This window comes from Erwinia sp. GW821-FHT03D09 (assembly GCF_059420805.1).
This window is the reverse complement of sequence record NZ_JBWKUK010000005.1, coordinates 196,221-213,080: the sequence shown is the minus strand read 5'-3', so window position 1 is coordinate 213,080 and position 16,860 is coordinate 196,221. Positions and strand designations below refer to the sequence as shown.

Sequence of the window (16,860 nt, the reverse complement as noted above, 5' to 3'; positions counted from 1 at the left end):
TGCGGGCAGATAATGTGGAATACAAGCGCCGCCGCTGAGTTAATTTTTTCTGCCTTTCGTTTCGCGCGGGTGTTCCCTTAGAATAGACGGGTTTTTTAATGAATAATCAGGAGCGGTTCCATGAGTAAGTCTGAAAACCTGTACGCTCAGGCGCAGCAATTCATCCCCGGCGGCGTGAATTCGCCGGTGCGAGCCTTTACCGGCGTCGGCGGCGTGCCGCTCTTTATTGAACGCGCTAACGGTGCTTATCTGTTTGATGCCGATGGCAAAGCCTATATCGACTACGTCGGTTCCTGGGGGCCAATGGTTCTTGGTCATAACCATCCCGCTATCCGCAATGCGGTGATTGAAGCGGCCGAGCGCGGCCTCAGCTTCGGCGCACCGACCGAGATGGAAGTAAAAATGGCGCAGCTGGTGACCGAACTGGTGCCGACCATGGATACAGTGCGCATGGTTAACTCGGGAACTGAAGCGACGATGAGCGCCATTCGCCTGGCGCGCGGCTACACCCATCGCGATAAAATCATCAAGTTTGAAGGCTGCTATCACGGCCACGCCGACTGCCTGCTGGTGAAAGCGGGCTCCGGCGCACTGACCCTCGGCCAGCCGAACTCTCCGGGTGTCCCGGCCGATTTCGCCAAACATACGCTGACCTGCACCTATAACGATCCAGACAGTGTACGTGCCGCCTTTGAGCAGTACCCGGAAGAGATTGCCTGCATTATCGTTGAGCCAGTGGCCGGGAATATGAACTGTATCCCACCGCTGCCGGAATTCCTGCCGGGCCTGCGTGCGTTGTGCGACGAGTTCGGCGCGCTGCTGATTATCGATGAAGTGATGACCGGTTTCCGCGTGGCGCTGGCCGGCGCGCAGGCCTATTACGATGTTGAGCCGGATCTGACCTGCCTGGGCAAAATCATTGGCGGCGGCATGCCGGTGGGTGCTTTCGGTGGGCGTCGCGAGGTGATGGATGCGCTGGCCCCGGTCGGCCCGGTTTACCAGGCCGGTACGCTTTCCGGGAACCCGATTGCGATGGCGGCAGGATTTGCCTGCCTGACCGAAATCTCTCAGCCGGGCACCCATGCCACGCTGACCGATCTGACCACCCGGTTAGCGGAAGGCCTGCTGGAAGCTGCCGCGGCGGAAAATATCCCGCTGGTGGTGAACCACGTCGGCGGTATGTTTGGCCTGTTCTTTACCGATGCCAAAACCGTCACCAGCTATGCAGACGTAACGAAATGCGACGTAGAACGCTTTAAGCGCTTCTTCCACCTGATGCTGGAAGAAGGGGTGTATCTCGCGCCTTCCGCGTTTGAGGCCGGCTTTATGTCCCTCGCACACAGTAAAGAGGATATTCAGCGCACGATTTCTGCTGCACGCCGCAGCTTCGCCAAGCTTTAATCACGCTCCCCTGCATCGCGTCGGCGGCCATCTGTCGCTGACCGTAGTATAAAAAAACGGGGCTTTCGCCCCGTTCATATTGCTGATGAATCCCTCTTTTCAGCTGGCGTTCATCTTTTTCATCACGACTTTCTCAACAGATAAACGAAGTACGGCGCGCCGATAAAGGTGGCTAACAGCCCCGCGGGGATCTGATCGGGGAAGGCAAGCATGCGTCCGCACCAGTCGGCCGCAACCATCAGGCCACCGCCCAGCAGCGCAGCCATCACCTGCTGCGGCAGCGCGCGGCGGAAGCCGAGCATGCGTGCCATATGCGGTGCCATCAGTCCGACAAAGCTCAGAGGACCAATGGTTAACGTCGCCGCCGCCGTCAGGCAGGCCGCCAGCAGCAGCAGCGCCAGCCGCGAAGGCGTCAGCGCCATTCCCACCGCTTTCGCTGTCATTCCACCCAGCGGCAGCACGGTCAGCCAGCGACGGCACAGCGGCACCAGCGCAATCAGCACCACGGCGATCATCACCGTGCGCAGCGCCTGTGGGGCATCGATTTTGTAGGTCGATCCCGCCATCCAGGTCAGCAGGCTGGCCATACGCGGATCGCCGCTGGCCAGCAGCAGCATGGTAATGGTAGTGAAGGCGGTGCTCAGTGCCATCCCCGCCAGCAGCATACGCTCCGGCGAGAAGCCACCGCGGCCGGCAGCAATCGAGATAATCAGCAACGTCACCGCCGCGCCGAGCGTACCCGCGGGCAGCAGCCAGCCAAACGCATCGCCGGGAACGATAAACAGCATGATCACCACGCCGAAAGCAGCACCGGAGCTGATACCCAGCACTTCCGGGCTGGCCATCGCATTCCCCGTCAGGCGCTGGACCATACAGCCGGCCACACCGAGCATCATCCCGGTGGCCAGCGCAGCAACCAGTCTTGGGCCGCGCCAGGGTAGAAGCTGCTGCCAGAGGTCACCGCTTGCCCATACCCAGCCGTCAGCGTCACGACCAAAGCTCAATGCGATGGCCGCCAGCACCAGCACAACTCCGCCGCCGCACAGCGACCAGAGCAGCACGTTCTGGCGCTCTGCAGGCACGCGATCGCCAAAGTTCATTGCCGGTCCGCTGCCGCCGGTACGCAGGCGCGGCAGCAGCCACAGCAGTAGCGGCGCACCGATCACAGCCGTGACCGTGCCGGTGGAGATTTCTCCCAGACGATCGGTCAGCCATAGCACGCACTGATCCGCCAGCCACAGCAGCAGCGCGCCGATCAGCGGGGCCAGCAGCAGGCGGCTGAACAGGCGGCGGAAGCCAAGCATCTTCGCCAGCAGCGGTGAAAACAGCCCGATAAAGCCGATAATTCCGGCGGCATTCACCAGCGAAGCACTGATCAGGATCGCGATGACCAGCACAGCAAAGCGCGCCAGCGACAGCGCCAGCCCGAGGGTTTTCGCCACCCCGTCGTCCAGTCCCATCAGGGTCATCGGTCGCAGCATCAGTAGCGTTAATACCACACCGGCCAGCAGGCGCGGCCAGATAAAGCTGACGTTGCTCCAGTCCATTTGATTCAGCGAACCGGTGCTCCACAGGAACATGTTTTGCAGCTGGTCGTGGTTAAAGATGGCGAAAATCTGGTTTACCGCCCCGCAGTAGAGCGACAGCACCAGCCCGGCGAGGATTAGCGTCACCGGCGACATGCGTTTTCCCCAGGCCACGCCGAATACCAGCAGGCCGATAATCACCGCACCAATGGTTGCCGCCAGCTGCTGCGTCACCATGCCACCGGGTACGCTCCACAACGTGACCACGGTAATACCGAGCTGGGCACCGCTGGCCACGCCGAGCGTCGTCGGCTCTGCCAGCGGGTTACGCAGCACCTGCTGGAACAGCAGACCGACCAGTCCCAGTCCGGCACCAACCAGCAGTGACAGAGCCAGCCGCGACAGCAGACTGTGATGGAATACCATCTGCTGAATGTTATCGGTATCCGGAGAACGCAGCGCCAGCAGCCACTGATCCACCGGCAGATGATGTTTAAAGTTACTGAGGGTCAGCAGCAGCGCGGAAACAAACAGCAGCAGCAGCAGGAAAATGGGTAGACGATACGTTTTGATCATTTTTCCCCCAGCGCGCTGTCAAGAGTATGGATCAGCTGAATAGCCGACAGCGTTGCACCGTAGAACCACACGCGCGGCACCTGGCGGAAACGGCCCTCGCGGACAAACGGTAGTGACTGCCAGAGCGAAGCGGAGGTCACCTGGTCAATGATATTCTGGTTATCGTGTTCAAAGTTAATCACCTCGGCGTCGTGCATATCGGCCAGGCGTTCAATGCCGACCACCACACTGCCCCAAAAGGTGCTCTCCCCTTTCCAGGCATTCACCAGCCCCAGATCGTCCATCACCTGCTGGAACAGCCCGTTAGTGCTGAACACAATCGCATGACGCGCATCAAAGATAGACATCAGCAGCAGCGGACGCTGCGGTCGCGCCGCCAGGCGGGTTTTAACCCGAAGAATCAACGCATCCAGCTCGGCCAGATGGGCCTCCGCCTGCGGAACGCGATCAATGCGTTTGGCCAGCGCCATTAGCGAGTCGCGGGCGGCGCTCAGCGGTTTACCTTTGCCATCGTTGAATGAGAACCCCATTCCCGGAGCGATGCGCTCGAAGCGGGCCGGATCGGGACCGTAGCCCTGAGAATAGAGGATCAGCGACGGCCGCATCTGGGTAAGCAGCTCAAGGTTGGGTTCGGTGCGCAGCCCGACGTCAACAACGGAAGACGGCAGCTCCGGCTTACCGACCCACTGGCGATAATTGAACAGTTCAGCGGCGCCCATCGGCGTCACGCCCAGCGCCATCAGCAGCTCCAGCGGTAGCCACTCCAGCGCGATAATGCGCTCTTCGTTCGGCAGTTGGGCTACCGCAGGAAGATGGGCCAGCAGTGGAGAAAAGGCGAGCGCCGTCAGCAGACGGCGGCGTGTGATATCCGGGGTCACAATCAATCCTTAGTAAACAAAGCTTACCGGTGCCCCACCCTGCGGATGCGGCAATATCCCCATTGGAATACCGTAAATTTCCTGCAGCACGTCACCGTGCATAATCGTCTCGGGATCGCCCTGAGCAATCATTTCACCACCGCGCAGTGCCACCAGATGATCGCAGTAGCGGGCAGCCATATTGATATCGTGCAGAACGGCAATCACCGTCAGACCACGCTCGCGGCTGAGACGCTGGATCAGCGCCAGAACTTCAACCTGATGGGCGATATCCAGTGCGGAAGTCGGTTCATCCAGCAGCAGGCAGCGGCTGTTCTGCGCCACCAGCATGGCGATCCACGCCCGCTGGCGCTCACCGCCGGAGAGACTGTCCACCAACCGTTGGGCAAAAGGTTTCAGCCCGACCAGCGCAATCGCTTCATCCACGCGTTCACGGTCCTCGATGCCGTAGCGCCCTAACGCGCCGTGCCACGGGTAGCGGCCAATCGCTACCAGCTCGCGTACCGTCATCCCTTCAGCGGCAGGCAGCTGCTGCGGCAGATAGGCGACCTCGCGGGCGAAGGCTTTGTTCTGCCATTCCGCGACCGGGCGGCCATTAAGCAAAACGCGCCCGTCCGTCGCCGCATGATGGCGACCGAGCATTTTAAGCAGCGTGGATTTACCGGAACCGTTGTGGCCAATCAGCCCACAGACTTTTCCGGCGGGAAAGGCCAGTGACAGCGGCTGAAGCAGCGTGCGGCCTGGGACGGTAAAACTGACGTGATCGAGAGAGAAAGTCGTTTCTGTAGCGTGCTTAGGTTGCATAGCGATCTTCTGATTGGCGGGCGCGGTGAACTGCGCCCGGTTAGACATTTAGAAACGGAAGGTAGCAGTACCAATGATTTGACGATCTGCGCCCCAGTAGCAGGCATAGTCGCGGTAGCAGCTGGCAACGTATTCACGATCGAACAGGTTGTTGATGTTCACACCCACGGAAGAACCCGGCAGGCCGAAGCGGCCCAGATCGTATTTCACCGCCGCATCAACCACCGAGTAGGAGGCCACGCTGAAGTCTTTATTAATCTCGGTTCCGGTGCTGTACTGACCCACGCTGTTACCGATGTAGCGCACGCCGCTGCCGATAGTCAGGCCGCTGAGCGCCGTTTCGTGGAAGGTGTAGTCAGCCCACAGGGAGGCCATATTTCTTGGCACCTGTACCGGGCGCTGATCCTGCAGATCGGTATCGTGCGTGTATTTCGCATCGGTCAGGCTGTAGGACGCCGTCACGTTGATGTTGGCATTAACGGCCGCTTTCGCTTCCAGTTCAATACCACGTGAACGCATTTCACCGCTCTGCACGCTGAAGAAGTCATGATCCGGATCGCCGGTCAGGTTTTTATTCTTCGTCAGCTCATACACCGCGGCGGTAATGACAATCGGACGATCTTTCGGTACGAATTTCACCCCGGCTTCATACTGCTTAGCGCGTGACGGATCGAACGGCTGACCGCCGTAAGTGGTACCTGCCGTCGGCAGGAACGATTCGCTGTAGCTGAAGTATGGCGCGATACCGTTATCAAACACGTAGTTCACGCCGCCGCGCCAGGTAAACTGCTGATCGTTTTTCTCAGCGGTACTGTTACCGGTGCGGTTATAGGCTGAAGTGGTCGCGAAATCATAGCGGCCGCCCAGCGTCAGCACCCAGCGATTCCACTCCATCTGATCCTGAGCGTACAGGCCGGTTTGCTCCTGTTTGTTCAGATATTTATACGGGAAGTTAAGCGTGTATCTGTCGTTGCCATACTGCGGATTAATCGCACTGATTGGATTTGCTGAGCCAAAGTCGGCATTAATGTCGTTACGCATGCGCAGATAATCAACGCCCATCAGCAATGTATGATCAACATCACCGGTGGCAAACTTCGCCTGAGCCTGGGTATCTGCGGTGAAGGTATTCAGCTCTTCCTGCGACAGGGCCACACCGCGAGTGATTTCATTAGTGGCGTTGTTGAAACCATTGCCGTAGATACTGCGGTAGTCGGTGGTAACCTTCGCATAGCGCAGGTTCTGGTGCACAGTCCAGGTGTCATTGAACTGGTGATCGAAGCTGTATCCGACCATCTGCTGCTTGCGGGAAATTTTGTTGCTGTCTTCACCTTCATCAAAGTTGGTTGGCAGCTTATGCTGATTCCCGTTGGAATCAATAATTGGCACTACCGTACCCTGACGCGGCAGCCAGCCGTAGTAGCCGGTTTCTGGCTCATTCTGGAAATAGCTGAGGAAGGTAAAGTTGGTTTTATCGTTTGGCTGCCAGCTGAACGACGGCGCAATGGTGTAGCGCTTCTCTTTATTCATCTCCTGTTGAGCATCCTGGCTGCGGGCCTGGCCGGTCAGACGGTAAGAGAATTCGTTGTTGTCATCCAGCGCACCGCCGAAGTCAAAACCGGTCGCGTAGAGATTATCGCTACCCATCTGGAACTGCACTTCACGCAGCGTCTCGGTTGTCGGACGTTTGCTGACCAGCGCGACAACGCCACCCGGGTTGCTTTTGCCGTAGAGTACGGATGCCGGCCCGTGCAGCAGCTCTGCTCGCTCCAGGAAGTAAGGGTCAATGTTAAACTCGGAGTAGTTATCCCCCTGCAGTTTCAGACCGTCCAGATACTGGTTGGTGTTGGTTTCACTGAATCCACGAATCGCCAGCGCATCAATCACGTTTGATGCACCGCGGTTACCCACCATCACGCCAGGCGTATAGCCGAAGGCTTTTTTGACCGACTGAACCTGACGCATTTCCATTTCCTGACGAGTAACAATAGAAACGGACTGCGGATTTTTTTCAATTGGCGTATCTGTCTTCGTTCCGGCCGCAGAATGTTTTGCTGCAATCGTCGGGGAGGGTCCCCATGCACTTTCCTGCGGTCCATTCGCGGCGTTAGCACTCACGGTGATCGTCTGTTCACCGGCGGCAATGGCATTGCCAATTCCCGCCAGCGACATCGCGACAAAAATTGCCAGCTGATGCTTACGGGTGTTTATGATTGAATTATTTGATGAAAAATCACGCGAATGGGCCATGTTGCTTTTCTCTGAACAAATAGTGATGAGTGAGTGGTAAATGTGAAGCTAAACGAGAATTATTATTATAACGATTAGATCATATGCGAAACAAAGCAAGCTCTGCAAGAAAAAATCGGCGCGGGGGAAACGCAGAAAGGGCCACGTGCACATTACCCACGTAACCCGAAAGGAGATTATTGTCCGTTAGACTTTAAATAATATCGTTAGCAGTAATCTTGTAGAAATTAAATTAAATTAAATTAAAGACGATTACTGATGAAGCTCTGCTTTAACCAGCGCTATTTGTTTATGGAATTCAGGCAGCGTTTCAAGACGAGCATATTCCGCTGCACCAACATATCGGCCAGCATCAACATCGCTCTGCCAATGGGCACCGCAAATCACCCGACTCTGACCAAATTCATAGCCTTTCTTCATTAATTCTTTCGCCCTCTCCGGTTTAGCCTGTGAGAATGTCAGCGCCGTAACCGTACCAAATGCGGTATGGCCGGAAGGATAAGAACCGTTTTTTCGTAGTGCAGGTTCATCAGCTGGCAGACAGGTCGGATTATTAAACACCACGAACGGACGCGTTCTCATATAATTCTCCTTCGCCCGATTGCTGGCATAGTTCGACCCGACAACCAGTAATTCCCCCAGCATTTTCCACGTTGCGGGCGTCGTGGCCTCACTGATGTTAACCCCCAGCGCTTCAGACCAGACTTTCGCCTGGTTAGCCTGGTGCAGATCGGCATCTTCCGCCGCCTGCGCCCAGCGCTCCGATCCCTTCATTTTGAAGCCGTTAAGGTAGGCCGCCTTATCGTTTTCAAAGGCGGCATCCCCGTCCTTAGGTGGCGGAGGTAAATAATAAAGACTGTCGACGGTATAAGACTCCGGGTGCAGCGGCGGTGCTGCAGGAACAGTTTCCTTTGCACTCGCGAGCGCACAGGATAATAAGGTCGCGCTAAATAAAAGGCCGGAAACAATCGCACTGTTCTTCATATAACATCCCTTATATTGAAATAACCAGAGCGATTAACCTTACTGAAGAACTAAAATAAAAAAGCGGGCAAGATCTTACTTCCGTAATTAAGTAGTCAGAAGAAAATTAAAAAGCACACATTGTTAAAAATAAAACCAAATAAAATTACCCTGGGAAAACAAATACAATAATAGTTATATTTTAAATTAAAAATAATTTTTATAAATGAGAAAAGGCATTGATTAACATATTATTTCCGGGGAATGAATTCCCCGGAATCAGATTAAAATAACACGTTACTGGCCAAACATATCTTTAATCCAGCCAGCGACGCCGTCACTGTCTTTTTGCCGATCGGGCTGCTGAGACTGCTGTGGCTGAGTCTGCTGCGGCAACATATGCTGCTGTCCATCGGTCTGCTGCTCAAACTGCTGCTGTTGCTGCTGGCAGAGCGCATCGGCGTCGGTGGTCCAGACCGGCAAGGAGCGCCAGCTGCTGCTGCCAGTGCCACAGACAAAGTTACCGGCAGAGTCAACGTTCATCCGGGCGATATCTTCCGGCGGCGTCAGCTGCAGCGGCATCGGTGCCTGATTTTCCAGATAGCGGCGATAGAGCTGCATCGCCCCGCTGGCCCCGTACAGCTTGGTCGGCTGGTTGTTATCGCGGCCAATCCAGGTAATCGCCACTTCTTTACCGTCGATACCGGCAAACCAGCTGTCCACCAGATTATTGGTAGTACCGGTTTTCCCCGCCAGCATTGCCTTCGGATATTTGGCACCCAGCGCACGCGCCGTACCGCGATTGGCCACCTGCTGCATAGTGTAAAGCGTCAGATAGGCCGCCTGCGCGCTAACCGTACGCTCCGCCTGTGGGAAGCTCTGGTACAGCACGGTGCCATCTTCAGCAATCACCGAGCGCAGCGCCGACAGCGGTGCGCGGTTACCGCCGCTGGCAATGGTCTGGAAGGCCTGTGCCACTTCGATTGGCGTCAGATTCAGCGCACCCAGCAGCATTGCCGGAACGGGCTGTAGCTGATCTTTCGACACGCCCAGCTTGGTCCAGGTATCCACCACCTGCGGCAGACCCAGCGTCATACCCAGATTGACCGTTGGCACGTTCATCGAGTTGGTCAGAGCATCCACCAGCATCACCTGACCGCTGAAGCGACGATCGTCGTTCTGCGGACGCCAGATCTGGCCGTTAGGCTGCTTCAGCGAGATAGGATTATCGGCTATCCACGTGTTCAAACGATAGGTATCCGGCTGGCTTAACGCCGTCAGATAGGTGGCCGGTTTCGCCAGCGAGCCGATCGAACGCCGCGCCTGAAGCGCACGGTTATAGCCGGCAAACTGCGGATCGGCACCGCCGACCATCGCCCGCACTTCGCCGCTGAAACGATCGACGACGACCATCGCGGTTTCCAGATCGTTCAGGCCGCGCTGTTTACGCAGCGCCGGAATGCCATCCTCAACGGATTTTTCCGCCGCATCCTGCGATACCGAGTCCAGAGTAGTGAAGATTTTCACCCCGGAGAGATCTTTAACTTTATCGCCCAGCTTCGCCTGCAGCTCGTTACGCACCATCTGCATAAATGCAGGCTGCGGCGTAATCACCCCGCCTTTCGGCTGCACGCCCAGCGGACGGGCGCTCAGCATGTCGTAGAGTTCCTGGTCAATCACGTTCTGCTGCTGAAGCAGACGCAGCACCAGGTTACGACGCTCCAGCGCCAGCTTAGGATTGCGCCACGGGTTGTACAGCGACGCCCCTTTCACCATGCCCACCAGCAGCGCCTGTTGATCGAGGCTAAGCTCGTCAACCGGACGGCCGAAGTAGTAAAGGCTGGCCAGCGGGAAGCCGCGGATCTGATCGCTGCCCGCCTGACCGAGGTAAACCTCGTTCAGATACAGCTCAAGGATACGATCCTTGCTGTAGCGCGCGTCCATAATCAGCGCCATATAGGCTTCATTCGCCTTGCGCCACAGCGAGCGTTCATTGGTCAGAAACAGGTTCTTCACCAGCTGCTGGGTCAGCGTACTGCCGCCCTGCACCGCACGACCGGCGGTAATATTGGCGAGGAACGCACGGCCAATGGAATAAAGGCTGATACCGTCATGCTGATAGAAGTGACGGTCCTCGGTTGCTACCAGCGTATCCACCAGCAGATCCGGGAAACCGGCTCGGGGAACGAACAGGCGCTGCTCACCGTTTGGCGACTGCAGCATGGTAATCAGCCGCGGATCGAGGCGGAAGAAACCAAAGCTGCGGCCGTTGTCGAGGTTTTTAATCTCGCTCAGGCTGTCGCCGCTGAAGCTCAGACGTGCGCGGATCTGCCCTTCTTTACTGTCGGGGAAATCAAACGGACGGCGGATCATCTCAATGCTGTTCGCCTGCACGGTGAATTCACCGGGGCGCGTCATGCGCGTCACCTGGCGATACTGTGTGCCTTCCAGCAGAGCGATCATCTCTTTTTTGTTGTAGGACATGCCCGGCTCAAGGCTGACCATGCGGCCGTAGACCGTGGCTGGCAGCTGCCAGACTTTGCCGTCAATACGGCTGCGGATCTGTGAATCCAGATAAACGCCATAAGCGGCCATCACCACAATAAAGATCAGCAGCAGTTTAAGCAGCAGGCGTAGCCAGCGGCGTTTTTTACGCGGCGGTTTATTTTTTCCCTTACGTGGCACCGGGGTTACCTCCTTGTCGTCCTCGTCATCATCCCGATCGTCATATTCGTCATACTCCTCTTCCCTGTAGCGACCTTTTCCCGCAGATTTCCGCGTTGGCTTGGGCTGCTTACCTTTGCGCCCGATAGGCTCGCGATCGTCAGACATTCGTTTCATTTCTCCTGAGGCAGGCGTCGGCAACGCCGACTACTCTCGTCTTACTCTGGCTATTACGGAAGAAGAACCTTCCGAATTAGCACGACCGTCACACCGGGCCAAAAGACCGGTTCTATGACGGGTTGGAAAATTTTTTAACCCGCCGCGTGGGTAACGCGCTGGCGGGATCGTCGGGCCACAGATGTTTTGGATAGCGCCCTTTCATCTCTTTTTGCACTTCACGGTATGCTCCGGCCCAGAACGCCGCCAAATCACGCGTGATCTGCAACGGTCGATGCGCCGGGGACAGGAGTTCCAGCACCAGCGGCACCCTCCCCTGCGCAACACTCGGATTCTGCGCTTCGCCGTATATCTCCTGCAGTCGCACCGCCAGTACCGGAGGCTTATCATCATGGTAGACGATCGGCAGCCGACTTCCGGTGGGCACAGTGTAATGAGTTGGCAACACAGTATCCAGTTGCTGACGCTGTGACCATGTCAGCATTTGTAAGAGCGCGCCCACCACGTCCAGCTGCTTCAGTCCTTTGCCGTCGCGTACGCCGCTCATTGCCGGCAGCAGCCACTGGTCAAGCGAGGCCAGCAGTGTGGCCTCATCCGCGTGGGGCCATGCCCCCTCCGGTAACCACTGTGCGGCACACAGCAGCCTCAGGCGCAGCTGTTCGGCCTGCGGCGTCCAGTTCAGCACGCTCAGCCCTTTGCTGCGCACCCAGCGCAGCATGGCGGCATGCAGTTCCTGCTCATCGGGCTTGGCCAGCGGCTGCGACTTCAGAATCAGCTGCCCTATCTGTTCGCGCTTCCAGGCACGCAGTGTGCCTTTTTCTTCGTCCCACTCCACTTCCGTTTGCTGCTGTACCAGCCCCGGATCCTCGCGGATCAGAGACTCAATCGTTAACGGCAACGCCAGTAATATTCGCGCATCGGGCTGGCTGCCGCTTTGTAACAGAGCCGGCACAATCAGCCATTCGTAGCGGGTCAGCGCCTCATCATTTTCCAGCGTGGCGCCGCTGCCGTTCGCCAGCTGATAACGGCCACCATCACCGCGACGCCGGGCAATACGATCGGGGAAAGCTGCCGCCAGTAGCGGAGCGAGCCGATCTTCATCCACGCTGCCGCCGTTAATGCCCAGCCTCTGCTGTAGCTGTTTTGCCCGGCGCTGCCAGTGCGGCAGGCGGCGGTGGAACCCCTCGCGCAAATCGACACTGCCTCGTGGGGGATCTTCAAGCATCGCCACCAGCTGAGCGGCGGTAGCAACGGCATCAGCATTTTCGCCCGCGGCCGCCAGCATTGCGCCATAACGCGGTTCGCTGCCCAGCGCGGCAATTTTACGCCCGCGCGCGGTCAGCTGGCCGGCGGTGTCGGTCACATCTAACTGGCATAACAGCTGTTGGGCCACGTCAATGCCCGTCTGCGGAGGGCGATCCAGCCAGCTTAGCCGATCGGCATCTCGACAGCCCCACTGCAGCAAATCCAGCCACAGGGATGACAGGTCGCTGTGCAAAATTTCAGGTTCGCCGTGTGCCGCCGCGCGCTCCGCCTGCTCTTTCGCCAGCAGATGCAGGCAGATGCCGGGTTCAAGTCGTCCGGCGCGGCCGGCGCGCTGAGTCATCGAAGCCTGGCTGACGCGCTGGGTTTGCAGCCGGGTCAGGCCGGTACGCACATCGAACAGTGCACTACGTTCCAGCGCGCTGTCTACCACCAGCCGGATACCTTCAATGGTCAGGCTGGTTTCGGCAATATTAGTCGCCAGCACCACTTTACGGCGCCCTTCCTGCGCGGGCAGGATCGCCTTTTGCTGCTCAGAAAGCGGCAGCGCGCCGTAAAGCGGGCAGAGATCGATATCGGCAGCGATCATCTCCGCCAGTTGAGTTTGTACCCGTTGGATCTCCGCCACGCCGGGTAAAAACAGCAGCAGCGAACCCGGCTCTTCACGCAGCAGCTGAGCCGTCTGCCGGGCTACCGCCTCTTCGAAGCGCTGATTCGTCGCCAGCGGCTGGTAACGGCGATCCACCGGATACGACCGACCCTCAGATACAATCATCGGTGCCTGCGGCAGATGTTTGCTTAGCGCCGCGTTATCCAGCGTCGCCGACATAATCAGCACCTTCAGATCATCACGCAGCCCCTGCTGCACATCCAGCAGCAGCGCCAGCGCCAGATCGGCCTGCAGACTGCGTTCATGGAATTCGTCGAGGATAACCAGCGACACGCCTTCCAACATCGGGTCCTGCTGCAGCATGCGGGTTAAGATCCCTTCTGTCACCACCTCCAGCCGGGTCTGCGGCCCGCTGCGGCTTTCACCGCGCATGCGATAGCCTACGATCCCGCCCGGCTCCTGCCCCAGCTGTTCCGCCAGCCGCTGCGCTACGTTGCGCGCCGCCAGCCTGCGCGGCTCAAGCAGCAGAATGCGCCCGCTAAAGGAAGCCTGATTTAAAATCTGTAATGGTAGCCAGGTGGATTTCCCGGCACCGGTGGGGGCCGCCAGCAGGACCTGCGGGGAGGATTGCAGCAGCACCAGCAGCTCAGGCAAGACAGCACTGACCGGTAATGAACTCACGTTTAGCTCCATAACAACATGGTCTTAATCTTCCGCGCATTGTAGCATTCCCGGGTTTAATTTACCGGAGGACGCGATGGGCGAATCTAAACGGCTGTTCTTCGGCCTCTATCTGCCGGATGAGATGAAGCAGCAGATTATCCAGTGGCGCGCCGACAGCTTTCCCGCTGAGGCAGGTTTTCCCGTTGCCGCCGAGAGCCTGTATCTGACGCTGGCGTACCTGGGGGAAGTGAGCGATGAGAAAGCGCAGCAGCTGATGCAGCTGGCCGGGCGCATCAGGCAGCCCGGATTCACCCTGACACTGGACGATGCCGGCCACTGGCCGCGTTCCGGGATGATCTGGCTCGGGCCACATCGCGCCCCGCGGGGCCTGCTTCAGCTGGCAGAATTGCTGCGCTCCCAGGCTGCCCGCAGCGGGTGCTATCAATCGCCACAGCCCTTTCATCCGCATGTCACATTACTGCGCCAGGCTACGCAGCCGGTAAAGCTACCCGCACGTCATTTTAGCTGGTCGCTGCCCGTCGGGCGTTTTGTGCTGTTTCAGTCGCACTTCTCCCGCGGGCGAACCCGTATTAAGGAGATTAAGGACTGGGCGCTTCAATAAGGAATTCCTATGGAATACAGTCCCGCTCTGCAATCGGCAACGTTAATTAAACGCTATAAGCGCTTTCTGGCCGATGTGATGACGCCCAACGGTGAGACGCTGACGATTCACTGCGCCAATACCGGTGCGATGACCGGTTGCGCCACGCCGGGGGATACCGTGTGGTATTCCACCTCCGCCAGCCAGACGCGAAAGTATCCCCACAGCTGGGAGCTGACCGGAACGCAAAGCGGAGAATTGATATGCATTAATACCCTGCGTGCTAACACGTTAGTACGTGAAGCGCTGCAAGAAGGACGGATTGCAGAATTATCCGGTTACACCCGTCTGCAACCTGAAGTTAAATACGGTGCCGAAAACAGTCGTATTGATTTCCTGTTACAGGCAGAGGGTTGCCGTAACTGCTATATTGAAGTCAAATCCGTTACGTTGTTACAGCAGGGCAAAGGGTACTTCCCGGACGCGGTGACCACGCGTGGTCAGAAGCATCTGCGCGAGCTGAGCCAGATCGCGCAATCCGGCCAACGGGCAGTTCTGTTTTTCGCCGTTCTGCACTCGGGGATTGAGGACGTTGCCCCCGCAAGTCACATTGATGCGCGCTACGCAGAACTACTGGTACAGGCACAGCAAAATGGCGTTGAGCTGCTTTGCTATAAGGCGCAGTTATCACCCGAAGGGATAAGCCTGATTCGACCCCTGAAGGTAGAGTTGTAAAAATTGGCGCAATTTGCTGTTATAAGCACGCTTTCGGCAAGGGGCCGAATACGCTCTTCCTCACATGCCTGTCAAGGCATGCTCAGGAATAATTGCCAACCTTAATCGCTTCTGTTATTTATAGCGGCCTGTTTTTTCCCCTCCGGGGGATCGATGCCCGAAAGTCTCGGGATGCAGGGCAGGTAATAGCCGTGTGGTACTTCGCCGGCTGACAGTATCTGCAGCCTGAGAAGTGCAGGGTATAGTGCGTGTTATCCAGGAGAAACAACATGCAAGAAGGGCAAAACCGTAAAACATCGTCCCTGAGTATTCTCGCCATCGCTGGGGTGGAGCCATACCAAGAGAAGCCAGGCGAAGAGTACATGAACGAAGCCCAGCTGGAGCACTTCAAGAAGATCCTTGAAGCCTGGCGCAACCAGCTTCGGGATGAAGTGGACCGCACGGTTTCGCACATGCAGGACGAAGCTGCTAACTTCCCGGACCCCTCTGACCGCGCAACACAGGAAGAAGAGTTTAGTCTTGAACTGCGTAACCGTGACCGCGAGCGCAAGCTGATCAAAAAGATCGAGAAGACGCTGAAGAAAGTGCAGGATGACGATTTCGGCTACTGCGAATCATGTGGCGTTGAAATCGGTATCCGTCGCCTTGAAGCGCGTCCAACTGCCGATCTATGCATCGACTGTAAAACGCTGGCGGAAATCCGTGAAAAACAAATGGCCGGTTAACGGCACAAGGATGGCGCAGTGGATCAGGGGACGGTTCTCCGTTCCCGTTTCACTGCCCTTCCCCATTCATGATGTCAGCATCCTACATCGGGCGCTTTGCCCCTTCTCCATCCGGTGAATTACATTTCGGCTCTCTGGTTGCCGCCGTTGGCAGCTACCTGCAGGCTCGCGCACAGCAGGGTCTGTGGCGGGTGCGCATTGAAGATATCGATCCTCCCCGTGAAATTCCCGGTGCCGCCACCCGCATCCTCAGGCAGCTTGAGTACTATGGCCTGCATTGGGACGGTGACGTGCTCTGGCAGTCGCAGCGCCATGATGCCTACCGCGCCGCACTTGACTGGCTACAACAGCAGGGGATGAGCTATTACTGTACCTGTACACGTAGCCGCATCCAGCAGATCGGTGGTCTGTACGATGGTCACTGCCGTGCCCTGAATCACGGCCCGCAGCAGGCTGCGCTCCGTCTGAAAGTGGATGCGCCGGTCAGCTCCTTCAGCGATCGCCTGCGCGGCGTAGTGCAGGCCGATGCGCGACTGGCCGCCGAAGACTTTATTATTCACCGCCGCGATGGACTGTTTGCCTATAATCTTGCGGTAGTGGTTGACGATCGTTTTCAGGGGATCACCGAAGTGGTACGCGGGGCCGATCTGATCGAACCGACGGTCAGGCAGATAACGCTTTATCGGCAGTTTGGCTGGCCCAGCCCCGGCCATCTGCATTTGCCGCTGGTACTCAATCATGACGGCAACAAACTGTCGAAACAGAATCATGCCACGCCGCTGCCTGAGGGCGATCCGCGCCCCGCACTGGTACAGGCGCTGCGCTTTCTTGGCCAGCCGGTCACGGAGAACTGGCGTGATGCGACACAGGAAGCACTTTTACAGCAGGCTGTCAGTCGCTGGGATCTAAACTTAATCCCGATTACCGACGCACAGCATCAGGATACGGCGACATCGGCATTCTCAAACGGTTCACTCTGAGCTATGATTAGCCGCTGTTTTTACCGCACAGAATTCATTGTCAC

The 16,860-nt window shown here is 57.5% G+C and carries 12 protein-coding genes; 5 read left to right on the top strand and 7 right to left on the bottom strand.

All coding sequences use genetic code 11. From position 1 onward, the window contains the following. Positions 1-120 precede the first annotated feature (120 nt). Complete coding sequence (hemL, locus tag AC07U6_RS06765; RefSeq protein ID WP_494761620.1) at positions 121-1,401, top strand: glutamate-1-semialdehyde 2,1-aminomutase; 1,281 nt, start codon at positions 121-123, stop codon at positions 1,399-1,401. A 122-nt stretch (positions 1,402-1,523) separates the two neighbouring features. Here the strand turns inward: hemL and fhuB are convergent, their stop codons facing one another. The 7 genes from fhuB to hrpB form a co-directional block, all read right to left on the bottom strand. Then, positions 1,524-3,503 (bottom strand): Fe(3+)-hydroxamate ABC transporter permease FhuB, encoded by a 1,980-nt coding sequence (gene fhuB / locus AC07U6_RS06760; RefSeq protein WP_494761619.1) that lies wholly within the window; start codon positions 3,501-3,503, stop codon positions 1,524-1,526. Beyond that, the gene (gene fhuD, locus AC07U6_RS06755) at positions 3,500-4,381 is read right to left on the bottom strand and encodes a Fe(3+)-hydroxamate ABC transporter substrate-binding protein FhuD (RefSeq protein ID WP_494761618.1); all 882 of its coding nucleotides are present in this window, start codon (positions 4,379-4,381) and stop codon (positions 3,500-3,502) included. The genes fhuB and fhuD overlap by 4 nt, the downstream gene beginning before the upstream one ends. 9 nt (positions 4,382-4,390) lie before the next feature. Next, positions 4,391-5,185: a Fe3+-hydroxamate ABC transporter ATP-binding protein FhuC gene (fhuC, locus tag AC07U6_RS06750; RefSeq protein ID WP_494761617.1), complete on the bottom strand. Its 795-nt coding sequence runs from the start codon at positions 5,183-5,185 to the stop codon at positions 4,391-4,393. A 48-nt stretch (positions 5,186-5,233) separates the two neighbouring features. Next, complete coding sequence (fhuA, locus tag AC07U6_RS06745; protein WP_494761616.1) at positions 5,234-7,435, bottom strand: ferrichrome porin FhuA; 2,202 nt, start codon at positions 7,433-7,435, stop codon at positions 5,234-5,236. A 252-nt stretch (positions 7,436-7,687) separates the two neighbouring features. Then, positions 7,688-8,419 carry an acid phosphatase gene (locus AC07U6_RS06740; RefSeq protein WP_494764793.1) on the bottom strand — a complete coding sequence of 244 codons (732 nt, stop codon included), beginning with the start codon at positions 8,417-8,419 and terminating at the stop codon, positions 7,688-7,690. Positions 8,420-8,695: 276 nt separating this feature from the next. Beyond that, positions 8,696-11,230 (bottom strand): bifunctional glycosyl transferase/transpeptidase, encoded by a 2,535-nt coding sequence (gene mrcB, locus AC07U6_RS06735; RefSeq protein ID WP_494761614.1) that lies wholly within the window; start codon positions 11,228-11,230, stop codon positions 8,696-8,698. 121 nt (positions 11,231-11,351) lie between these two features. Beyond that, on the bottom strand, positions 11,352-13,793 hold the full coding sequence (gene hrpB, locus AC07U6_RS06730) for an ATP-dependent helicase HrpB (protein WP_494761613.1): 2,442 nt from the start codon (positions 13,791-13,793) through the stop codon (positions 11,352-11,354). Positions 13,794-13,869: 76 nt separating this feature from the next. Between hrpB and thpR the strand changes: the two genes are divergently transcribed. The 4 genes from thpR (at position 13,870) to gluQRS (ending at position 16,816) form a co-directional block, all read left to right on the top strand. Beyond that, positions 13,870-14,397: an RNA 2',3'-cyclic phosphodiesterase gene (gene thpR, locus AC07U6_RS06725; protein WP_494761612.1), complete on the top strand. Its 528-nt coding sequence runs from the start codon at positions 13,870-13,872 to the stop codon at positions 14,395-14,397. A gap of 9 nt (positions 14,398-14,406) precedes the next feature. Then, complete coding sequence (gene sfsA / locus AC07U6_RS06720) at positions 14,407-15,111, top strand: DNA/RNA nuclease SfsA (protein ID WP_494761611.1); 705 nt, start codon at positions 14,407-14,409, stop codon at positions 15,109-15,111. A gap of 269 nt (positions 15,112-15,380) precedes the next feature. Continuing rightward, entirely contained in the window at positions 15,381-15,836 is a 456-nt protein-coding gene (gene dksA / locus AC07U6_RS06715) for an RNA polymerase-binding protein DksA (RefSeq protein ID WP_494761610.1), read from the top strand. A gap of 71 nt (positions 15,837-15,907) precedes the next feature. Continuing rightward, positions 15,908-16,816: a tRNA glutamyl-Q(34) synthetase GluQRS gene (gene gluQRS / locus AC07U6_RS06710; RefSeq protein WP_494764439.1), complete on the top strand. Its 909-nt coding sequence runs from the start codon at positions 15,908-15,910 to the stop codon at positions 16,814-16,816. The last annotated feature ends 44 nt before the right edge of the window (positions 16,817-16,860 follow it).